The organism is Mesorhizobium oxytropidicola, assembly GCF_056174625.1.
This window is the reverse complement of the sequence record NZ_CM149692.1, coordinates 6,436,829-6,455,563: the sequence shown is the minus strand read 5'-3', so window position 1 is coordinate 6,455,563 and position 18,735 is coordinate 6,436,829. Positions and strand designations below refer to the sequence as shown.

Annotated in this window: 18 protein-coding genes and 1 pseudogene; 4 read left to right on the top strand and 15 right to left on the bottom strand. The window is 64.2% G+C overall.

Annotated elements, in window-relative coordinates; all coding sequences use genetic code 11:
- Positions 1-18: 18 nt before the first annotated feature.
- From AC0V8S_RS32320 to AC0V8S_RS32260, 13 genes are all read right to left on the bottom strand, one after another.
- Positions 19-1,482 (bottom strand): FAD-binding oxidoreductase, encoded by a 1,464-nt coding sequence (locus tag AC0V8S_RS32320; protein WP_475435589.1) that lies wholly within the window; start codon positions 1,480-1,482, stop codon positions 19-21.
- Between the two features lie 55 nt (positions 1,483-1,537).
- The gene (locus tag AC0V8S_RS32315) at positions 1,538-2,302 is read right to left on the bottom strand and encodes an amino acid ABC transporter ATP-binding protein (RefSeq protein ID WP_475435587.1); all 765 of its coding nucleotides are present in this window, start codon (positions 2,300-2,302) and stop codon (positions 1,538-1,540) included.
- A 12-nt stretch (positions 2,303-2,314) separates the two neighbouring features.
- A complete protein-coding gene (locus AC0V8S_RS32310; protein WP_475435585.1) occupies positions 2,315-3,331 on the bottom strand; it encodes an amino acid ABC transporter permease in 1,017 nt (338 codons plus the stop codon).
- 59 nt (positions 3,332-3,390) lie between these two features.
- Entirely contained in the window at positions 3,391-4,554 is a 1,164-nt protein-coding gene (locus AC0V8S_RS32305) for an ABC transporter permease subunit (RefSeq protein ID WP_475435583.1), read from the bottom strand.
- Between the two features lie 82 nt (positions 4,555-4,636).
- Positions 4,637-5,671 carry an amino acid ABC transporter substrate-binding protein gene (locus AC0V8S_RS32300; RefSeq protein WP_475435581.1) on the bottom strand — a complete coding sequence of 345 codons (1,035 nt, stop codon included), beginning with the start codon at positions 5,669-5,671 and terminating at the stop codon, positions 4,637-4,639.
- Between the two features lie 88 nt (positions 5,672-5,759).
- Positions 5,760-6,707 (bottom strand): LysR substrate-binding domain-containing protein, encoded by a 948-nt coding sequence (locus AC0V8S_RS32295; RefSeq protein WP_095199033.1) that lies wholly within the window; start codon positions 6,705-6,707, stop codon positions 5,760-5,762.
- 82 nt (positions 6,708-6,789) lie between these two features.
- On the bottom strand, positions 6,790-7,539 hold the full coding sequence (locus tag AC0V8S_RS32290) for an SDR family NAD(P)-dependent oxidoreductase (RefSeq protein ID WP_475435579.1): 750 nt from the start codon (positions 7,537-7,539) through the stop codon (positions 6,790-6,792).
- A gap of 11 nt (positions 7,540-7,550) precedes the next feature.
- Positions 7,551-8,261, bottom strand: coding sequence for an SDR family oxidoreductase (locus tag AC0V8S_RS32285; protein ID WP_475435577.1), 711 nt, complete (start codon positions 8,259-8,261; stop codon positions 7,551-7,553).
- Between the two features lie 303 nt (positions 8,262-8,564).
- Positions 8,565-9,353, bottom strand: coding sequence for a FadR/GntR family transcriptional regulator (locus AC0V8S_RS32280; RefSeq protein WP_475435576.1), 789 nt, complete (start codon positions 9,351-9,353; stop codon positions 8,565-8,567).
- Positions 9,354-9,403: 50 nt separating this feature from the next.
- Positions 9,404-9,751, bottom strand: coding sequence for a RidA family protein (locus tag AC0V8S_RS32275; RefSeq protein WP_475435574.1), 348 nt, complete (start codon positions 9,749-9,751; stop codon positions 9,404-9,406).
- 14 nt (positions 9,752-9,765) lie between these two features.
- Positions 9,766-10,572: an SDR family NAD(P)-dependent oxidoreductase gene (locus AC0V8S_RS32270; protein ID WP_475435572.1), complete on the bottom strand. Its 807-nt coding sequence runs from the start codon at positions 10,570-10,572 to the stop codon at positions 9,766-9,768.
- A complete protein-coding gene (locus AC0V8S_RS32265; RefSeq protein WP_475435570.1) occupies positions 10,565-11,377 on the bottom strand; it encodes a shikimate dehydrogenase family protein in 813 nt (270 codons plus the stop codon). The genes AC0V8S_RS32270 and AC0V8S_RS32265 overlap by 8 nt, the downstream gene beginning before the upstream one ends.
- A gap of 4 nt (positions 11,378-11,381) precedes the next feature.
- Positions 11,382-12,272, bottom strand: a complete 891-nt coding sequence (locus tag AC0V8S_RS32260; RefSeq protein ID WP_475435568.1) for a 2-hydroxy-3-oxopropionate reductase — start codon at positions 12,270-12,272, stop codon at positions 11,382-11,384.
- A 119-nt stretch (positions 12,273-12,391) separates the two neighbouring features.
- Here AC0V8S_RS32260 and AC0V8S_RS32255 point away from each other — a divergent pair, with 119 nt between their 5' ends.
- Together AC0V8S_RS32255 and AC0V8S_RS32250 are read left to right on the top strand one after the other, a co-directional pair.
- The gene (locus AC0V8S_RS32255) at positions 12,392-13,156 is read left to right on the top strand and encodes an HpcH/HpaI aldolase family protein (RefSeq protein ID WP_475435566.1); all 765 of its coding nucleotides are present in this window, start codon (positions 12,392-12,394) and stop codon (positions 13,154-13,156) included.
- 14 nt (positions 13,157-13,170) lie between these two features.
- Positions 13,171-14,387: pseudogene (locus tag AC0V8S_RS32250) on the top strand (NAD(P)/FAD-dependent oxidoreductase).
- 57 nt (positions 14,388-14,444) lie between these two features.
- Here the strand turns inward: AC0V8S_RS32250 and AC0V8S_RS32245 are convergent.
- Together AC0V8S_RS32245 and AC0V8S_RS32240 are read right to left on the bottom strand one after the other, a co-directional pair.
- Positions 14,445-14,945, bottom strand: a complete 501-nt coding sequence (locus AC0V8S_RS32245) for a peptide deformylase (RefSeq protein ID WP_475435564.1) — start codon at positions 14,943-14,945, stop codon at positions 14,445-14,447.
- Positions 14,946-15,019: 74 nt separating this feature from the next.
- Complete coding sequence (locus tag AC0V8S_RS32240; RefSeq protein WP_475435563.1) at positions 15,020-15,610, bottom strand: amino acid synthesis family protein; 591 nt, start codon at positions 15,608-15,610, stop codon at positions 15,020-15,022.
- Between the two features lie 162 nt (positions 15,611-15,772).
- Here AC0V8S_RS32240 and AC0V8S_RS32235 point away from each other — a divergent pair, with 162 nt between their 5' ends.
- Together AC0V8S_RS32235 and AC0V8S_RS32230 are read left to right on the top strand one after the other, a co-directional pair.
- On the top strand, positions 15,773-17,572 hold the full coding sequence (locus AC0V8S_RS32235; RefSeq protein WP_475435562.1) for a helix-turn-helix domain-containing protein: 1,800 nt from the start codon (positions 15,773-15,775) through the stop codon (positions 17,570-17,572).
- A gap of 176 nt (positions 17,573-17,748) precedes the next feature.
- Positions 17,749-18,726, top strand: coding sequence for a flavin reductase (locus AC0V8S_RS32230; RefSeq protein WP_475435561.1), 978 nt, complete (start codon positions 17,749-17,751; stop codon positions 18,724-18,726).
- Positions 18,727-18,735: the final 9 nt, after the last annotated feature.

Below are 18,735 nucleotides of genomic sequence, written 5' to 3'. Positions count from 1 at the left end.
CGAGCCTGCCTTTCGGATTTATACCTGCACTCTGGCGGGTCGGGGCGAAATCAAGAAATGCCGTTTATGCGAAAGTTTTTCTTTACCTTTCAGCAGAACGCCGGGGTTCATCGCGCCCAGCGGATCGAACGCGCCCTTCAGCCGCGCCATGAGGTCCCGCTCAACCGAACCGCGATTGCGCTCGGCCAGGGCGATCTTGGCCCGGCCAAGCCCGTGCTCGGCAGCGAAGCTGCCGCCCATTTGCGTGGCAAGCGCAGACAGCGCCTCGGCAAACTGCCCGGCCTTGCCGTCGAAATCGCCACGGCCTTCCGGCGGCGACAGATTGTAGTGGATGTTGCCGTCGCCGAGATGGCCGAACGGGTTGATCCGCACGCCGGGCAGAATGTCGTCGCAAATTTTCCCGCCCGCCTCGATGAAGCGGGCGATCGCACCTGGCGGCACCGATATGTCGTGCTTGAGCTGTTCGCCTTCCAGCCGCTGGCCTTCCGGCTGCTCCTCGCGCAGCCGCCAGAACTGCGCCCGGTGCGCGCCCGATGTGGCCAGCGCGCCATCCAGCACCAAGCCTTGCTCCATCCCCCATTCCAATGCCGAATTCAGGATCTCGTCCAGGGGAACGCGGGGCGAGCCGGATGCCAGTTCGACGAGCAGGTAGACGTCGCCCCGTGTCTCCAACTGATAGGCGAGATCAGGCAAGTGCTTGAGCGCCAGTGTCAGGCCGACATCGCTGAAGAATTCGAGGCCGGTGAGGAATTCGCCTGCCTCGCCGCGCAGGAAAGCGCCGAACGATACGGCCGCGGCAAAGTCGGGCATGACCAGAAGCGCGCTCGCCTGCTGCCTTGGCGTGGGATAGAGCCGCAGCACCGCGCGCGTCACGATGCCGAGCGTGCCTTCCGCGCCGCAGAACAGTTTTCGCAATTGATAGCCGGCATTGTCCTTCTGCACCGCGCGCATCCCGTCCCACACGGTGCCGTCCGGGGTCACGACTTCGAGGCCGAGCACGAGATCCTGCATCATGCCAAAGCGGAAAGCCTGGCTGCCGCCGGCATTGGTGCCGATGAGGCCGCCGATCCCAGCGCTGCCTTCCGCACCGAGATGCATGGGAAACATCAAGCCATGCGGCTCCAGCGCCTCGTGCAGCGCGGCGAGCACGACGCCCGCTTCGACGACGATCGATCCGCTCTCCCGATCCGGTTCGCCGATCGCCGTCATACGCGAGAGCGAGACGATTACCGCGTTCGGCTGCTCCGCGACGGCCCCCCCGCAAAGCCCGGTGTTGCCGCCTTGCGGCACCACCGCCAGCCCGGCCTCCCGGCACGCCGTGACGACCGCAGCCATTTCGGCGGTGGTCGCTGGCCTGGCGACGCCCAGCGGCGCGACGCCATAGCGGTTGAGCCAATCGCGCTGGTAGGGCGCGGCGTCGCTGCCCGAAAGCCAGCCTTTCGGTCCGAGGATCGCGCGCAAAGCGGCTGTTGGGTCAGTCATGGAAATCCCTGAAGATGTGTGCTGCTTCAAACCTTGCATCTTCAAAAAATGCCGCTCAATGGCCCAGCACCTGCGACAGGAATTGTCGGGTGCGCTCGTTGCGGGATGCGGTGAAGAATTCGTCCGGCGGCGCCTCCTCGACGATCTCGCCGCCGTCCATAAAGACCACCCGGTCGGCGACGCGGCGGGCAAAGCCCATCTCATGTGTGACGCAAATCATCGTCATGCCTTCGGAGGCAAGCGTCACCATGACGTCGAGCACTTCCGAAATCATTTCGGGATCGAGCGCCGAGGTCGGCTCGTCGAACAGCATGATCTGCGGCTGCATGCACAGCGCCCGCGCAATCGCGACCCGCTGCTGCTGGCCGCCGGACAGCTGGCCGGGAAACTTCATCGCCTGCTCGGGAATGCGGACCTTCTCCAGATAGCGCCGAGCGGTTGCCTCGGCTTCTGCGCGCGGCTTTCTGCGCACGATCATCGGCGACAGCATGCAGTTCTCCAGCACGGTCATGTGCGGAAACAGGTTGAAGTGCTGGAACACCATGCCGACCTCCCGCCTGATCTCGTCGATGTTGCCGACATCGTCGTTGAGCTCGGTGCCGAGCACGGTGATGCGGCCGCCATTGTGCTGTTCGAGGCGGTTGATGCAGCGGATCATGGTCGACTTGCCCGAGCCGGAGGGACCGCAGACGACGATCTTCTCGCCGCGCTCGACCGACAGGTTCACGCCCCGCAGCGCGCGGAACGTCCCGTAATATTTGTCGAGATTTTCGATGCGGAGCGCGGGTCCGGCTGATGGGGTCGACTTGCTTGAAATCATGTCCTCGCCTCCTTAGCGTTCGCTGACCGACATGCGGCGCTCAAGGAAGGCGCCGTAGCGGGACAGGCTGAAAACGAAGACGAAGTAGATGAAGGCAATGAAGGCATAGACCTCGACATAGGCGAAGCGCCATTCGCCGGTTCCATAGGCGGCATTGCCGGAAGCCAGGATCTCGAAGAAGCCGACGATGACCACCAGCGAGGTCTCCTTGAACGAGATGACGAACTGGTTGATCGTCGCTGGCAAAGCGTTCCGCATGGCCTGCGGCAACAGGATGCGGCCGATGCGCTGCCAATAGCGCATGCCGAGCGCCATGGCGGCCTCCTCCTGGCCTTTGGCGACGCCCTGCATGCCGCCGCGCACGATCTCCGCCTGGTAGGCGGAGAAGAATAGCGCCGAGCCCAGGATCACCCGGTACAGCTTGTCGCCCTGCAGCCATTGCGGCAGCGCGAATGGCAGCACGATGGCGAATGTGAACAGGATCGAGATCAGCGGCAGTGAGCGCACCCCATCGATGATCAGGCCGGTGGTGCGCGAAATCCAGGGCAGTTCCGACCGGCGCAGCAGAGCCAGGCAGATCGCCAGCGGGAAGCCGATCAGGCAGGTGGTGACGAAGATGAACAGGGTCAGCGCCAGCCCGCCCCAGGCTTCCTCGCCGACGAAGGGCAGGCCGAGCACGCCGCCTTTCATCAGCACGTAGAAGAGGGTGGTTCCGATCCCCCAAACCAGCGCGATGCGGCGGCCCGTCCAGAAGGCTGGAATGCAGCTCAGCACCGTCATCACCACCACGGCCACGCAGGCCAGCGCCGAGCGCCATTGCTCCTCATAGGGATAAAGGCCGAAGAAGATGATGCGCCACCTGGCCGCGATCACCGACCAGCAGGCCCCGGCCGCGGCCTGGCAGGCCTCGGGTCCGCCGCTGGTGGTGAAGACGGCGGAGAAAACAGCCCAGTTGAGCAGCTTCCAGACGATGAAGGCCATGATGGCCAGGGAGATCAGCGACATCACGGCCTGAAGCGGGGTCGCCAAAAAGCGTCGCCTCAGATCCTCGATCTTTCCGGGGGCGGGGGAGCGACAATCTCCATATCTCAGCCCCTCAGCTGATTGCCCTTGAGGGCAATGGCCTTGTTGAGGCGGTTGAACAGCGCTGCCAGCGAGAGGTTGATGGCGAGGAAGCCGGCCATCAGGATGCCGATCACTTCGAGGGTCTGGCCGGAATGGTTGATCGTCAGCGCCACGATCATGAAGAAATCCGTGAAGCCTACCGCAATGCCCATAGTGGTCGCCTTCATCAGCCAGACATACTGGTTGGCCAGGATCGGCAGCATGGCGCGCAGCGCTAGCGGCAGCCGCACCAGCGTGAACACTCGCCACGGGCTCAACCCCAGCGAGAGCGCCGCCTCCATCTGGCCCTTGCCGACGGACTTGAAGCCGCCGCGCACGATCTCGGCGATGTAGGAGCCGCCATAGATCGCGATGGCGATCGCCAGCGCGGAAAACTCCGGTGGAATGCGCAGGCCACCCCTGAGGTTCAGGCCTTGCAATGCCGGAAAGTCGATGAACGGCGCGTCGGGCAGGCGGCCGAGCGCCAGGATGATCGCGGCGCAGGCGAGTGCTGCCGCGACTGCGGCGAATTGGATGCCATGCCGCTGGCCGATTGCCTGGCTCAGGCACGATGTGCTGCCCAGCCAGAGCGGCAGCGCTATGGCCGCGACCAGGGCCAACAGGGCCAGCGCCATTGCCACGCCGCCGACATTCGGAAACGGGATGTAGAGCCCGCGGCTGGTGAGCAGGAAGCCCCAGGCTTCGTGCGCAGCGCGCGGCGTCGGTAAATGCGTGATCAGCGCGTACCAGAAGAAGACCTGGAGGATCAGCGGGATGTTACGGAAGATGTCGACATAGGTGCGGCCGAGCAGCTGCGCCAATTCGTTGGAGGAGGTCCGTGCCAAGCCAACAATTGTTCCGACGATCGTCGCCAGCATCAGGCCGACGGTCCCCAGGAACAGCGTGTTGGTGATGCCGATGAGGAAGAACCACCAATAGGGATCATTGGCCGTGGCGGGCAGCAGCGTGAAGTTCACATCCCAGCCTGTCGACTTGAACAGGAAGTCGAAGCCGGAGGTGATGCCTTGCTCGGCCAGATTCCGCCGCGCGATCACAACGCCGGCAAACACCAGGGCTGCGATCGAACCGACATAGAGAACCTGCAACAGAGCGTTGCGGACCTTCTGATTTCTCAGCAGGCTGACCATCGATCAATCTTCCTCGAAATTGCCGTTGGCTCCGCCCGGCAGAGGCCGGGCGGAGCCTAGAGCAGGATGCGTTCAGACCCGATCAGTCGATGACCAGCGGGAACAGGACGCCGCCATTGTTCCACAAATTGGTCAGCTCACGGTCCATCTTGTAGGGCGAGCCCTTGCCGAGATCGCGATCGAAGATCTCGCCATAATTGCCGACGTTCTTGATCACCTTGTAGGCCCAGTCGTCGGAGAGGCCGAGACCCTTGCCCATGCCCGGCGTCACGCCGAGGAACTTGGCCACTTGCGGCGAGGTCGGCTTGGCCTTGATCTCGTCGACATTCTTGGAGGTGATGCCTTCCTGTTCGGCGAAGATCAGCGTGCTCAGCGTCCAGTTGGCGATATCGACCCAATTGTCGTCGCCTTGCCGCATGATCATAACTTCAGGCTCGACCGCGAGCACGTCCGGCAGGATGACATGGTCCTCGACCTTGCCCTTGGCGATGCGGGCGATGGCCAGTGTCGGACCCCACTGCGCATAGAGATCGCAGCGTCCCGAGAAATAGGCCTGTTCGAGTTCCTCGGTCTTTTCGATCAGCACGGGCTCGAGCTTGATGCCGAGCTTGGCCGTATAGGCCGCGACCTGCTGCTCCTGCGAAGTGCCGGCGGGAATGCAGATCGTGCCGCCCGCGGCATCCTTGAGCGACTTCAGGTTGAGTTCCTTGTGCGCCATCACCTTGGTCGTGCCGAGGTAGTAGGACATGGAGAACTGCAGCCCGAGTTCCGTGTCGCGGCTGAGCGTGCCGCCCGATGCCTTGATGATGATGTCGACATCGCCCGACTGCAACGCCGGCCAGCGCTGCGCCCAACTGATCGGGACGACCTTGAGCTTGGTCGGATCGCCGAACACCGCCGTGGCCACTGCCTTGCAGAGGTCGATGTCCATGCCCTTCCAATTGCCCTTGTCGTCCACCTCGGCAAAGCCGAGATAGGAGCCGTCATGGCCGGTGCAGTTCAGCACACCGCGTGCCTTGACCGTATCGAGCGTCTTGCCGCCGGCGGCTTGCGCCGGCGCCGAAAAATGCACGAGGCCAAGGGCCAGGGCCGCAGCCCCCCATTTCATCATAGTCATGTTGATGTCTCCACTGTTGAGGTTGTTCCGTTTTTTGTTGTTGGAGCTCTGAAAGAAACTTTCTGGAGCCCGGTCGAAAAGCCGCTTGCTAGTCGGAAAGCGGGGTCGGTTTCGGCAAGGGGATCGTGAGGTCGCTTCGCCAATCCTGCTGGGCCAGCCATCGATGCAGGGCGGCAACCGCCTTCACGCGCAGATGCCCGCGCGGGACGACGAGATAGAAGCCGGGGATTTCCTCCGGCCGCATATCGGTGATGGCGTCGCGACCGATCGGCGCGACCAGCATGCCCGCCCTGAAATCCTCCTCGGCGTCGATGACGGAGACCAGGCCCACGCCGATGCCTTGCAGGGTCGCCCGGCGCATGGTTGCCGCGTCATCGAAGCTTATGCTGCGGTCGCCCTTCGTCAGTTCCACGCCAAGGTGGCGCAGTATGTCCGGCCACAGGCGCTTCGACTTGACGGTGTCGAGCAGCGTGAACTTCGTCAGGTCGTGCGCCGATTTGATCTTCTCGCCGATATCAGGCGTGCAGCAGATGATCTTCGGGTCCGGCACCAGCAGCGTGGTCTCGTAGTCCGGCCAGTTGCCGTAGCCCCACTGCACCGTCATATCGATGTCGTCGCGCCCGAAATCGGGCAGGTCGACCATCGTCGTCAGCCGCAGATCCGCGCCCGGCAGGATTTCCCGGAACAGCGAAAGCCTGGGCAGCAGATAGTGCGTGGCGAAATATGGGCTCGCATTCAGGTTGATGCGGTCGCGGTAGGTCGACTTGGTGACGCGGCGTACACCTTCCGAAAACTCGTCGAAGCCGGCTTTGACGTAGTGTGACAGAAGGATGGCGGACTCGGTCAGTTCGATCGACCGGCCCTTGCGCTCGAACAGCGTCACCTGGAGCGTGTCTTCCAGAAGCTTGATCTGCTGGCCGACCGCTTGCGGCGTGACCAGCAATTCATCCGCGGCCTGCCGAAAGCTCTTGTGCTGCGCTACGGCGTGGAAGACGCGAAGCGCGTTCAGCGAGGGAAGGCGCAGCTTGCCGGTCATCGAAAATTCCGCTCCTTCCGCTCGAGGCTCCGTTGATCATGCACTGCGGTATTTCAGTCGCCGGTGGCTGCAGAAAGCCGCCTCAGGCGTAGATATAACCACCTGAAACAATGACGTTTTCGCCGGTCATGTAAGTGTTCTTCGGGCCACCCGTCATCAGTACCCACTCGGCGATCTCGGTCGGCTCGGCGCCACGGCCGAGCGGGCTTGCCTTGGCCAGTTCCTCCAGGAAGCCAAGGGCTTTGGCCTTCTCCGTGGCCATGCCGGCCGGTGCCACCGAGTTCACCAGGATCCCGTCCTTGGCGACGTGATGGGCGAAGGACCGCGTCAGGCTGACGACGGCGGCCTTGGTCGCCGCATAATGGGCGTTCTGCGGATGCGCCTTGAAGGCGTCGACGGAGGTCAGGTTGACGATGCGGCCGCGCACATGCGCCTTCGGCTCCTGCGACTGCATATGGCGAACCGCGGCCACCATCATGTGATAGGTGCCCTTGATGTTGATGCCGTTGGAGGCATCCCAATCGGAGTCGCTGATTTCCAGCAGCGGGCGGCGCGGATAGATCGCGGCGCAATTGATCAGCGTATCAATGCGCCCGAGCTTGGAAACGATGGCATCGAAGGCGGTGTGGCATTGCGGGCCGACCTGGATGTCGCAGGCAGCAGCAGCGGTCGGCAGGCCCTTGGCCTTCGCCGGCGCGAGTGCGGATTCGGCGGCTTCTTGGTTGATGTCGATGATGCCGATCTTTGCCGCCCCGGCCTCGACAGCCATCTCTGCCAGGAGGGCACCAAGGCCGGCGCCACCGCCAACGATCAGAACGGAAAGATCCTTCATGTAAAGTTTCCTTACTTGGTGCCGCTTGGCGATGTCGGCCAGGTGGGCATGATGTCGAAACGGGTGACGTCGGCCCATGCGGGCAGCGCAAGCACGGCGACGACCATCCTGGCCACGTCCTCCGGCTGCACCACTTTGCTGGCGTACATGGCCGCGCGCGCCTCGGCGCCGAGGATGTCCTGGTAGAGCTGCGTCTCGACACGGCCGGCGACGATCTCGGTAACGCGTACGCCTGATGGCGAGAGATCGGCGCGGAGTGCTGCGGCAAAGCCTGATATCGCCGCCTTGGTGGCTGCGTAGACGGCAATGTTCGAGAATGCCGCGTGGCCGGCGACGGAGCCGGTGAACAATATGTGGCCAGACTGCCGCTCGCGCATCTGCGGTACGACCAGGCGGGTAAGCAGGATCGCGGCGCTGAGGTTCACCTCCAGCGTGGTGTCGATGTCTGATATCTTCATGTCGGCGAAATTGCCAAGCGGCGGCATGATCCCGGCATTGTTGATCAGCACGTCGATGGTGAGATCGGCCAGAACCGCTTCCAGCGCCTCGCGATCGGTGACGTCGACGGCGATCGGCACGATGCCGGGCCGCTCGGCCTGCAGCGCCTTGAGCGCGGCCTGGCTGCGCCCGACCGCATAGACGTCGTAGCCGGCATCGCTCAACGCGACCGCCATGGCCCGTCCTATGCCGCTCGTCGCTCCTGTGATGAAGGCTGTCGTCACTTGGGCTTCCCCATTTGCGGCTTCCCCGTTTGCCTGGATTTCAATGTGCGGCGCTGGCCGGCGCCGCGAAACCAAGAAAACCAGCAAAAAGGAAAGATAAACTTTCGAATTTTCTTATCGCGTCCGAAAATCGGGCAGGTGGTCACTCTGGCGCCGAGGCTGCAAATCTGGGGAAACGGCCGAAAAATGGCATTCTCTGCCTGCCGGAAACGGTCTCGGTCAGTCGGCGGAGCAAAAACATGGCTTTCGCAATGCATGGCTAATCTGAGCCCCGGCGAATGCCTGTGCGATCGAAGTCGCCAGCTATCCGCCGGTCGGGGAGGGCCTCTTCATATCGGTGAACAGCGAGGCCGCTGCCGCCTTCTGCTCGGCCTCCGTCGCCTCCACGCCGGAAGCCCGGGCCAGCGCCCGCACGCGCCCGAGGCTGTTGTGCAGATGCTTGCGCATGGCCTGGCGCGCGGCGCGACCGTCCTGCCTTTCGATGGCATCGACGATGGCTTTGTGCTCGTTGTGGATGCGCGTGTAGTAGCTGTCCTTGCGCTCCGGCGTGACCACGTAGCCGAGCTGGAAACGCGGTACGATCATCGGCCTGAGATAGGCGAGGAAGCCGTGGATGAATTCATTGCGCGCCGCCCTGGCGATCGCCAGGTGGAAATCATAGTCGTAGTGGATCTGGACAACGGCCGGATCGGCCTGCTGGGCGTCGACCTGTTCCATCAGCGCGCGGATGCCACTCGCCTCCGCGTCGGTTCGCCGTTCCGCACACAAGCCGGCGGACTCTACTTCGACACTCAACCGCAGCTCGAGCAAAGCGATGGTTTCCGGCAAGGTCCTCAGCGCCTCGTCCGGGATCGAGAAATTGCGCGGCGCTGGTGTTTCGCTGACGAACATGCCGCGGCCCTGCTGAGGCACCACCATGCCGTCTGAGCGCAACCGTGCCACCGCTTCCCGCACCACCGTGCGGCTGACATCGTATTCGGCGCAAAGCTCCGCCTCGGTCGGCAATTGCGCGCCGGGAAGCAGCTGTCCGGTAAGGATCTTTTCCGACAGGCTCTCCGCCACGACGGTGGAAAGCGGCTTGCGCTTCGTCATCGGTCTCCCTCTCACCCGATTCGCGATGATGCCCGAACCGGCAGGACCATTCAAACCGCCGCGGTGACGATCAACTCGACCAGCATGCCGGGCTTGGCCATCCGTCCTTCGCTGGAAGAGCGCGCCGGCGCATGCTCTTTCGGCATCCAGGCATCCCACACCGTGTTGACCTCGTCGAAATCCCTGACGTCATCAAGCCACATCTGGACGTGCAGGATGCGGGTCTTGTCCGTGCCTGCCTTGGCCAGCAGCGCATCGATCTTGCCGAGCACCTCGCGCATCTGGTCGGCGGCCGACTGGCCCGGTCTCGCGACCTGGCCGGTGAGGTAGAGCGTGCCATTGTGGATGACGCCGTGGTGGATGCGGGTGTCGAAGTCGAAGCGCTTGATGTCGCTCACGGATTTTTCCCTCGTCAGATTGCCGGCGTTTGCCGGATGGGATTGCCTTGCAGATATTGGGCGTAGGGCGCCTGGACGAGCCAGCCGGCGTCGACAGGCAAGGTGACGCCGGTTATCGACGCCGCACGGTCCGAGCAGAGGAACAGCGCCGCCTCGGCAACGTCGCGCGGCTCGACGAAGCGGCGCAAAGCCGTGGTCGCCTGGATGGCTTCGGGGTTGCGCTCGCCCTTGGCGATCCTGGCCTTCAGCCCATCGGACAGTGTGTAGCCGGGCGCCACCGCATTGACGCGCACGCCGTGCGGGCCGAGTTCGGCGGCGAGGATCTGCGTCAGCGCCAGCACCGCGTGCTTGCCGGGCGTGTAGGCCGGCAGCGACAGCGGCGCGAAAGAGGCAAGTGAGCCGACATTCAGAATCGCGCCGCGTCCTGCGGCCGACATCAGCCGGCCGAACACCTGGCACCCCAGCAGCGTGCCGCGATAGTTGACGCGCCACATCTTCTCGTCCTCGTCCAGATCCTGGTCGAGGACATGCTTGCCGCTCTGCAGGATGCCGGCGCAGTTGACGACGACATCAGGCGTGCCGAACGCAGCACCGACCGCTTCGGCCAGCGCCTCCACCGAGGCGGCTTCGGCGACATCGGTCTGGACAAACAAAGCGCGCGGCGCGCCCGCCGTCTCGCAGGCGCCGGCCGCCTCCTTGCCTCGTATCGCGTCCCGGCCAGCGACGGTGATCTGGTAGCCGTCCTCGGCGAAGCGCAAGGCGATCGCGCGGCCGATGCCGGAAGTGCCGCCGATGACGACGGCGATCAGTGGCTCAGCCATGGCTGCGATCCTTGCGCTCGATGTCAAAGAATTCGGCCATGGCTTCAACCTGGAAGTCCATCATCGGGCGACCGGGCTGGACGCGGCAGCCGATCTCCTTGGCTGCCTTGAGCAGCGCCGTCTCGGTCGGTTCCATGATGATGTCGACGACCGTCATGTCAGGCCTCAGCTTGGTCACATCCATAGGCAGCGGATCGCTGGCCTTCAGCCCGGAAGGCGTGGCGTTGATCGCCATGTCCATGCCGGACGGATCGGGCTGGCCAATCTCGATACGGCATTTTGGAAAGGACTTGCCGACCAGCGCGGCCAGCTTCTCCGCGCGTCCCCTGTCGATGTCGGTCAGCCGGATCTCCGCCGCGCCTTCCTCGGCCAGACAGTAGGTCAGCGAAGCGCCGGCGCCGCCGGCGCCGACCTGAAGGATGCGGCGGCCGGCGATCTGGTGCCCGCCCGCCTTCAGCCCGTCGATGAAGCCGACCCCGTCGAAATTGTCGGCGTACCAGCTTCCATCAGGCAGCCGCCGCACCGAATTGGCGCTCTCGACCCGCGCCGCGCGGTCATGCGCGGCCGAGCATTTGTGATAGACCGCGACCTTGTACGGCACCGAGATGATCACGCCGCGGATATTCTCGGCCGCTGTGATGCCGGCCCAGAAGGTGTCGAAATCCTCCGGGCGGCAGCTCAGCGGCACCATCAGGCTGTCCAGTCCCTTCTGCTCGAAGATCTCGTTGAACATGCCGGGGCTCTTGGCATGGCCCACGGGGTGGGCGAGCATGACGAAGACATCGGCCTTGCCGGTTCCGCGCATCGATTTATTCCTTTCCGTTTGACAGTTCATGGTCGCTCAGCATCTCGAGCGCCTTGACGAGGGAGGAGTGGTCGGCCTCCGCGCCGCCCGCACGGGCCGAGCAGGCGTTCATCAGCTGCTGCGCCATGGCGGTGTTCGGCAGGGCCACGCCAAGCGCGCGCGCGCTTTCGAGCGCGAGATTGAGATCCTTCTGGTGCAGCCGGATGCGAAAGCCCGGTGCGAATGTCCTGGCAATTATGCGTTCGCCATGCACGTCGAGCACGCGCGACGCGGCAAAGCCGCCCATCAGCGCGCTGCGCACCTTGGCCGGGTCGCAGCCGGCCTTGCTGGCGAAGACCAGCGCTTCGGCCACGGCCTCGATGTTGAGCGCGACGATGATCTGGTTGGCGATTTTGCAGGTCTGCCCGGCGCCGTTCTGTTCGCCGATCAGGGTGATGTTCTTGCCGAGCGTCTCAAAGATCGGCAGCGCCCGTTCGAACTCGGCGGCCGGCCCGCCAACCATGATGGTGAGGCTCGCCGCCTTGGCGCCGACCTCGCCACCCGAGACCGGCGCGTCGAGATAGCCGGCTCCCGTCTCACGAAGCTTCGCCGCGAACTCAGCCGTGGCGATCGGGCTGATCGAGCTCATGTCGATCACCAGCTTGCCGGCCGATAATCCCCCGACTGCGCCGTCTTTTCCCAACAGCACGCGCTCCACGTCAGGGGTGTCGGGCAGCATGGTGATAACAATCTCGGACACCCTCGCCACTTCGGCAGGGGACGCGACGACCGATGCCTTAAGGTCGCGCGGCAGCTGCGAGCGGTTCAGGACGGTGACGATCTCATGACCCGCAGCGGCGAGATGGCGCGCCATCGGTGCACCCATGACGCCAAGCCCGATGAAGCCGATCTTCATGTCCAAACTCCCAAGCAGACATCGCTGGTAAAACCGGCCTTGCAGCCAAAGTCAGCCATATGATATAGGACATCATACAAATTTCAATGCATCTTCTTTGGCTGGAGACCGATTGTAAAATGCAGGAGCGCCGCAACACTTTGAAGGCCGCCGTGACGGCCGGTCGGGCCCATATCGGCATCTGGTGCTCGCTGGCTTCGGCTCTCACCACGGAGATCGTCGCCGGCTCCGGAGCCGGCTGGGTGCTGATCGACGGCGAGCACAGCCCCAACGATCTGCGCAGCATCATGGCGCAGCTTCAGGTCATGGGCGGCTTCGACAGCGAGCCCGTCGTCAGGCTGCCATCGGACGATGCCAATCTGATCAAGCAGGCGCTGGACATCGGTGCGCGCAGCCTGATGATCCCCAATGTGCGCACGGCAGAGCAGGCCCGCGCCATCGTCGCGGCGATGACCTATGCGCCGGGCGGCGTCCGCGGCTTCTCGGTCGGTCACCGTGCCAACGCCTTCGGCCGCATCGCCGGCTACCACGCCAAGGCGCGCGAGCAGCAGCTTCTCGCCGTGCAGATCGAATGCGAGACAGGCGTGACCAACGCCGCCGAGATCGCCGCTGTCGACGGCGTCGACGTGCTCTTCGTCGGCCCAGGCGATCTCTCGACCAATATGGGCGCGATGGGCAATCCGGGTGCCGCGCATGTCCAGGAGGCGATCACCTCCGTGCGCAAGGCGGCCGCCGCCGCAGGCAAGTCCAGCGGCATATTGGCGCCGGCAAAGGCCGATGCCGACCGCTACCTCGCCGACGGCTTCACCATGGTTGCCGTCGGGTCGGACCTCGGCGTGCTGGCACGGGGCTCGGACGCCCTGATCGCCTCATTCAATCAGTAGACCGGAGACAGACCGTGGCAATTCCTCCTTACAAGGCACCGTCGCGCGCCGCCTATGACATCGTCATCGTCGGCGGCGCGGTTGTCGGTTCGTCGACGGCCTATTGGCTGAGCCAGGCGCTGGGCAATGGCGCCTCGATCCTCGTGGTCGAGCGCGACTCGAGCTACACCTTCTCGTCGACGGCGCTCTCCACCAGCGCCATCCGCCAGCAATATTCCAATCCGATCAATGTGAAGATCAGCCAGTTCGGCATCGACATCATCCGGAATTTCCCGGAGCGGATGGCGCCCTTCTACAAGGATGAGCCGGCGCCCGATCTCGGCTTCAAGGAATATGGCTATCTCTACTGTTGCTCGCCTGAAGGCGTCGAAGCCGCGCGCGAGCGGGTCGACCTGCAGCGCAGCCTCGGCGCCCACACCGTCTTCCTCGAGCCAGGCCCTCTGAAGGAGCGTTTCCCCTGGCTCAATGTCGAGGATCTCGGCGGAGGCTCCTGGGGCTCGCGCGAAGAGGGCTGGTTCGATTCCATGGGGCTGCTGAACGGCTTCCGCCGCGCGGCGCGTGCCAGCGGCGTCGAGTATATCGACAACGCCGTGACCGGATTGGATATCGCCGATGGGTGCGTCGTCTCGGCCCGGCTCGCGACCGGCCAGACGATTTCCTGCGGGACCCTGGTCAATGCCGCCGGCCCGCGCGCGCAGCAGGTCGCCGCCATGGCCGGGCTCTCAATCCCGGTCGCGCCCTACAAGCGCTACAGCTTCGTCTTCGCCAGCGCCAATCCGATCCCCGGCCGCATGCCCAATGTCATCGACCTCTCCGGCACCTTCGTGCGGCCGGAAGGCGGCTTTTCCTCACCGGCAACACGCCGCAAGGCGACGGTCCGGCCGACTATGACGACTTCGAAATGCACTTCGAGGAATTCGACGACTACATCTGGCCGGCGCTCTGGCATCGCATTCCGGCCTTCGATGCGCTGAAGGTCCAGACCAGTTGGACCGGCCACTACGAATACAACATGCTCGACCACAACGGCATCGTCGGCTTCCACCCGCAGGTGACCAACTTCATGTTCGCCAATGGTTTTTCAGGGCACGGGCTGCAACAGTCGCCAGCCGTGGGCCGGGCGGTGTCGGAGCTGATCGTTCACGGCGCTTTCCAGACGCTCGATTTGTCGCCGTTCTGCTACGAGCGCATTGCGCGCAACGAGCCGTTCCTGGAAGAAGCGGTGATCTGAGGCGAGGGCGCTGGACTTTGCCCAGCCTGGCGACGGCGGATGCGTGGGCGCCGTCGACTAAAAGCCCCGCTGCTGTTTCTGGTATCGTTTGACAAGCCGCTCCCGCTTCAGGCGGGAGAGCCGCTCGATCCAGAAGAGACCATTGAGCTGGTCGATCTCGTGCTGGTGGCAGACAGCGAGCAGGCCCTCGGCCTCCTCGACTGCCTCGTCGCCGTCCAGGGTCTGATAGCCGATATGCACGCGTGCATGCCGTTCGATCTCCTCCGTAACCCCTGGCATGGACACGCTGCCTTCGACATGGCGGATCATTTCGCCCGATGCCCAAAGGATGGTGGGATTGACGTAGCTGCGCAGGCCGGCCGCGGGCGACACTTCGAGGACGACCAACCGTTTCAGGATGCCGATATGAGGCGCGGTGATTCCGATGCCTGGAGCGGCGCGCATTGTGTCGGCCAGATCGCCGGCAAGCAGGTGCAGGTCTTCGTCAAAGACCGATATGGGCTCGGCGACGGAGCGCAGACGAAGGTCGGGAAATCTTACGATTGGCCGTATCGTCACATGTCACTCCCGCGTTCGGCAATCGCAGAGGCTAACGTCAGGCGATCGAGAGGCCAAGCCGGCTGGGCAAAATGTCAGGCTTGAACGGCGAGCCGCTCTTTCTCCATCTCGGCCATGTCCTGGAAGCGGTCGGCGATGCGGGGATGGATGCGGCCACCATCCGCCGCGCCGATGGCGACGACGATCTCGTCTGCGGCCGGGCCGTCGGCGATCTGGAAGTTGGCGGTGATGAAATGCGAGCGGCGGCCGTTCTCGCTCTTGTGCATCATCGGCAGCGATAACAGCGCGCCCGGCGCGTTGCGCGTGTTGCAGAATTCGAGATAGGTCGTGCCGCCGACGGCATCGCGGAACACATTGCCGAAGCGCAGCGTGTGGATCAGCGCCGAGGCGTGCTCGATCTCGCCTGATGTGCCGACCGCCGCTGCCTTGCCGTAGCTTTCGATGCGCTCGGCCGGCATCATTTCGAGCAGCCGGCGCGTGAGTTCATGTCCCAACCGTGGAGCTATGGCGGTAATCTCCGGCCGCAGGTTCTCAACGAAGCCGCGCCCGGCCCATGGATTGCGCACTATGGCGGCGAGGACGATCGATGTCACAGGCCTGGCAGCTGCCTTGCCGCCTTCGAGATGCACTTCCTCGATGAAGGTGCAGATCTTTCGCAATTCCATGATTTGGATCCCAGTTGGTCAAACCCAGCCTAGTCAGTGCCAATCAGCGGGTATTCCTCCGGTTCGTAGGAAGAATCGGCGTGCGCCCCGCTTGGAAGCGGTGTAGCGTTCGTATATCCGCGACGGCTTAAATTCGCCCTTCGCGAGTGGCGGAAAATCACCGTGGACCACGAGTCGCAAATTCTCTCCTTGCGGGACGCCGCCAGCCTCATCAATTCGGGCGGCGATCTCCAGTCCGTGCTGCGCGATCTCGTGCTGGCGGCCTGCCGTCATGCCCAATGGACGCTGGGCTCGATCATGGGCATCGATGCCCCGCATGGCCACGCCTATGTCATCGTGCGCCACGACCCGACGCTCATTCAGCGCACGCTGCCGGATCGCTGGGAGCTCGCCACCAGTCCCTCGATCGTTGCGCTCAACCGCAATGAGCCGGTCTATATCAGGGACGCGCGGGTGTCGGAGGAGTTCCCGGGCTATCGCCGCGAGGCCTTCGAGCGCGACTACCGCAGCGTGCTGGTCATGCCGATGAACTGCGTCGACGAGGACGGCCGGCCGATGGTGCTGACCGTCGTCTCGCGCGAAATCACCGAAGTGACGGCGCAGGATATCGCCTTCATCGGCATGATCGTGCACCTGGGTGAGATCGCGGTCGAGAAACAGCATCGGCTGCGCCAGGAGAAGCAGGCCGGCGAACGCCTGCAACGCGCGCTTTCGGCGCACACCTCGCTTCTGCAGCAGGCCTTGTCGGACGGGTCGGTGGTTTCGCTCGCCGAAAAGGTCGGCGAGCTTCTGCCCAATCCGGTGGTGGTGATCGATTTCCATGCCAATCTGGTCGTGGCCGGCCGTTCCCCGAGCGAGGCGCATTTCGACATCGCCTCCTGGCAGCAGGCGGTGAGCGGAACGCTGAGCCGGCAGATCTTCAAGATAGCGCGCGGCGCGTCCGACGGGCGCCACACCGAAACGTTGTTTGTCGATGACGGCAAGCGACAGCTCAAGCTCTCGGTGCGCATCGAGCCGCTTACCATCGATGCCGAAGTGGTTGGCGCGCTGATGATTTTCCCGACGCCGCAGGCATCGGGCCAACTCGATCAGATGCTGCTCGACAGCACCAAATTCGCGCTCAGCGTGCAGATGATGCGCAGCTTCGTGCGCTTCCGTTTCGAGACGCGTTCGCTGACCGAGCTTTTCCTGGAGGTGGCGGAGCGTCGCTGGCGCGACGAGGCCGATATCGTCAATCGCGCACGGCGGCTGGGGCTCGACCTGACGGTTGCGCAGAAGATGATCGTCGTCGACCTCGCCGAGCAGGCGAAGGATGGTGCCATCGGCCTTGCCGATCCGCATCATGCGCTGGTGCGTCTCTTGCAGCAGGCCGGCATTGCCGGCACGGCAATCGCGGTGGAGGATGGGCTTGTCTGCCTCGTCCCGGCCGATGCCGGGCAGGACGGCGCGCGCTTCGCGAAATTGCCGTACAAGATCGCGGCCGAGCTTGGCGGCTATTTCGAGCGCGAACCGGTGGTGGTGCTTTCGGAGGTCTGTGCCGCGCTGGCCGATTATCCCATCGCCTGGGAGCGGTGCCGCCGCATGATCCGGATCGGCCGTTCCTTCGGACGCACCGGTGTTTTTGCCGGCCAGGATTTCGGCCCGCTGCCGATATTGGTCGCCGCCGCCGACGCTCCCGACGTGCGCGGCTTCGTCGAGGACAGTGTCGGCGCTCTGATCGCGCATGATCGCGACCACGGCACGCCCTATCTGGACACGCTGTTTGCCTATCTGCGCGAGGGCTGTCGCAGCCAGGCCTGCGCCGACGCCATCGGCCTGCATGTCACCACCTTGCGCTATCGCCTGTCGCGCATGGAGGAACTGTTCGGGATCCGTCTCGACACGCCCGAACAGCGCTTCGCGGTTGAACTGGCGATCCGTCTCAGCGGCATCATCGACAGCCGCGTGCCGCCCGTCCGCTAGAACCACTCCATCCCGACACCGCTGGCACTGCCTGGCGTCCGCTGCCAGGCACAGGCTCGCCGCGCCTGCACTTGCTCGGGATGGCAGCAGCGCGCCACGACATCTTTCCTACAGACCGGAGGAAGAACGCCGGCCGGCTCCTGCCTAGCTTTCATCCGACACTATGGAGGAAAGCAATGGCGGACGCGGTGGCACAAAGGACGATCGACCCGATCGCCTTGCGTCGTGCCTTCGGCACCTTCGTCACCGGCGTCACCGTCATCACCACGCGCGACTGCGACGGCAATCCGCGCGGCATGACCGCCAACTCCTTCACTTCGGTCTCGCTTGACCCGCCTCTGCTCCTGGTCTGCGTCGGCAAGGCGGCGGCGAGCTTTCCGGCATTTAACGAAACGCGGTCCTTCGCGGTGAATTTCCTGCATGAAGGCCAGGCCGATGTTTCTTCGGTGTTCGCGTCGAAAGCGGCGGACAAGTTCCAGTCGGTCAACCATGACCGCGCCCACACCGGCGCGCCGATCCTCACCGACAGCCTGACCTGGTTCGACTGCACCGTTCACAACCGCATCGAGGCCGGCGACCACATCATCCTGATCGGCCAGGTCCAGGCTTTTGGAACGAGCCCATCGGCGCCGCTCGGATTTTGCCGCGGCCGTTACGCCAGCGTGAAGGATCCGCTGCCCGCCGGCTGGCTGGCCTCGCAGGACATGATCATCGGCTATCTCGTCGAAGCTGGTGACCGGATCCTCTTGCGCACCGACGGCAAGGGAAGCTGGGTGCTGCCGACGGCGCGGCGGCGCAAGGCCGACAGCCAACTTGTGCTGGATGGCGGCGAGGCGCTGAGCCTCGTCCCTGAAAACACCTTCCTCTATTCGGTGTTCGACGTCGCCGACAGCGATCCCGGCTATCTGATCTACCGCGCCGAACTGAGCCGTGAGAGCGTTGAAGCAGCACTTCCGGACGGCCACGCCTTCTTTGCCGTCGACGCGCTGCCCTATGAGCGGATCGCCACGCATGAATTGCGCGCCATGCTGCGCCGCTATGCGCGCGAGCGCCAGGACAAGCGCTTCGGCATCTACATCGACACCGGCGACGGCGGTCGCGTCGCCATGATCGACGGCCAGTCGCAATCGTGGACGCAGGCCGCGTCCGAATGATGTTTCAGG

Bases quoted from the DNA above. Each gene is read 5' to 3' on its own strand.
- AC0V8S_RS32320 (WP_475435589.1), bottom strand. From the start codon at position 1,482: ATGACTGACCCAACAGCCGCTTTGCGCGCGATCCTCGGACCGAAAGGC.
- AC0V8S_RS32315 (WP_475435587.1), bottom strand. From the start codon at position 2,302: ATGATTTCAAGCAAGTCGACCCCATCAGCCGGACCCGCGCTCCGCATC.
- AC0V8S_RS32305 (WP_475435583.1), bottom strand. From the start codon at position 4,554: ATGGTCAGCCTGCTGAGAAATCAGAAGGTCCGCAACGCTCTGTTGCAG.
- AC0V8S_RS32300 (WP_475435581.1), bottom strand. From the start codon at position 5,671: ATGACTATGATGAAATGGGGGGCTGCGGCCCTGGCCCTTGGCCTCGTG.
- AC0V8S_RS32295 (WP_095199033.1), bottom strand. From the start codon at position 6,707: ATGACCGGCAAGCTGCGCCTTCCCTCGCTGAACGCGCTTCGCGTCTTC.
- AC0V8S_RS32290 (WP_475435579.1), bottom strand. From the start codon at position 7,539: ATGAAGGATCTTTCCGTTCTGATCGTTGGCGGTGGCGCCGGCCTTGGT.
- AC0V8S_RS32280 (WP_475435576.1), bottom strand. From the start codon at position 9,353: ATGACGAAGCGCAAGCCGCTTTCCACCGTCGTGGCGGAGAGCCTGTCG.
- AC0V8S_RS32270 (WP_475435572.1), bottom strand. From the start codon at position 10,572: ATGGCTGAGCCACTGATCGCCGTCGTCATCGGCGGCACTTCCGGCATC.
- AC0V8S_RS32265 (WP_475435570.1), bottom strand. From the start codon at position 11,377: ATGCGCGGAACCGGCAAGGCCGATGTCTTCGTCATGCTCGCCCACCCC.
- AC0V8S_RS32260 (WP_475435568.1), bottom strand. From the start codon at position 12,272: ATGAAGATCGGCTTCATCGGGCTTGGCGTCATGGGTGCACCGATGGCG.
- AC0V8S_RS32255 (WP_475435566.1), top strand. From the start codon at position 12,392: ATGCAGGAGCGCCGCAACACTTTGAAGGCCGCCGTGACGGCCGGTCGG.
- AC0V8S_RS32240 (WP_475435563.1), bottom strand. From the start codon at position 15,610: ATGGAATTGCGAAAGATCTGCACCTTCATCGAGGAAGTGCATCTCGAA.
- AC0V8S_RS32230 (WP_475435561.1), top strand. From the start codon at position 17,749: ATGGCGGACGCGGTGGCACAAAGGACGATCGACCCGATCGCCTTGCGT.